This is a genomic window from methanotrophic endosymbiont of Bathymodiolus puteoserpentis (Logatchev) (assembly GCF_900128525.1).
Classification (GTDB): domain Bacteria; phylum Pseudomonadota; class Gammaproteobacteria; order Methylococcales; family Methylomonadaceae; genus Methyloprofundus.
On sequence record NZ_FQTQ01000091.1, the window covers coordinates 1 to 1,647 of the forward strand.

1 protein-coding gene is annotated in these 1,647 nt (G+C 33.6%); it reads right to left on the bottom strand.

The window, feature by feature from the left end; all coding sequences use genetic code 11:
- Positions 1 to 373: 373 nt before the first annotated feature.
- Positions 374 to 1,447, bottom strand: a complete 1,074-nt coding sequence (locus tag BQ7314_RS07560) for a glycosyltransferase family 9 protein (RefSeq protein WP_174483093.1) — start codon at positions 1,445 to 1,447, stop codon at positions 374 to 376.
- Positions 1,448 to 1,647: the final 200 nt, after the last annotated feature.

Here is a 1,647-nt window from a genome sequence, read left to right on the forward strand (position 1 = left end):
ATCATGATTTTATTTTATGCACATTGGGAAATAAGGGGGAATTATCTCAGAATTTACCCATTAATGCGACAGAACCAGTATTGTTTAACAAACGCTTTGCTGCGTAGCTTATTCGTTTTGGAAGTTTCGTCCATTGCTATCTCCTAAAGGTAGGTTAAATTAGTATTGTTTATGACTTTTCAAATTCAATCAAGTTGACTCTAATTGCAATATCTGAAGTTTCCATTAATGGAAAAGCTAACTGTAGCAATACATAAAGTTTCTCGATTATTCATTGGCATTGGGAGTAGAGTAGGGCAAACCTATTAAAAAAACACCACCTATCCAGATACACTCCTAAAAATAGGGGAGCTTCAGTTGCCATATGTGGGCTTTATAATTGAAGTAATTCTGATAAAGAGGCGAATAACTGCGTCCAGTTAAGTGCATTTATATCAAGTGAGTTTACTTTCTTAGCGAAGCAAGTTAATGCTTTATTAGAATTTGGATGCCAATTAGAATAATTTTTTTCACCTGGGTTATAAAGTGCAAGTAAGGGTTTATTTAAACCTGATGCGATATGCACTATTGCCGTATCTACAGAAATTACCCACTCAGCTTTAGACACTAAAGCTATCGCATCATAAATTGTCTTACACTCAGGATAATAGAACACATTATTACGATCTAAATTAATGCATAGTTCGTGAACCTCAGAAATTGTTTCTGGTGTAGACAAAATAGCGATATTTATATTAGGCCGTAATTTAAGAGCCTCAATGATTATTTTTTTAGTAGTAAGTGTGTTTAATTTGCGTTTTTTACTGCTGCCGTAAGGATTAATTACTAATAACGGACGTTCTCCTTTCATGGCTAAGAATCGTTCAGATTTTGCTACTGCCTTAATATTTAAAGGGACTTGATATTTTGGTGTTATTGCTTCGATACCTAAATGTTCAAGAAGAACTACAAACTTCTGTGCAAAATGTTTACCTTGTGTATCTCTTCCTAATTTAATATTAACTCGTTGAATCTCATCATCTAAGCCAGCAACATTCATAGCCTGTACTTCACTCAGAAAATATAGATCTTTCATTTTCATAAATGAAAAATGAACCAGTAAATCAACAGCTCCTAGCTGCTCTGCAAGTATTTTTAATCGTTTATAAGAAGGTCTTTTAGGTATCTCAATAACTTGGTTAACATCTACATAATTTCGAAAATAGTCAGACATCGCTACTGATGTAACTACACTGATTTTAATCTCAGGATATGTCTTTCGTAAGTGCTCGAATACAAATGAAGAAACGATGGCATCACCCCATTTTGCATCCCAGCGAATAAATACAATATGCTTCAGATTTGAGATTGGAAGTGTTGCAGGTTCAAGCGCAATGTCAAATAGCAGAATCCCAAAAATTCTTCTTACCCAATCTCTTGAAAATCGTAATAAGTGTTTGATTTTCATTTACGTAATCTTGTCCATAAGTAAAATATAATTTTATCAAAAAGTGAATAGAGGTGCACAGCAAATATTTATAATTACTAGAGATCACTAAGGGTATTCTCTAAAAGCTGGTAATTAATGGTTATGTCGCAAGTATTATTGAAAACGAGTTACGCCTTGTCTTTAGGCATAACTATCCTGCTAAAGCCATAAATTGCTTA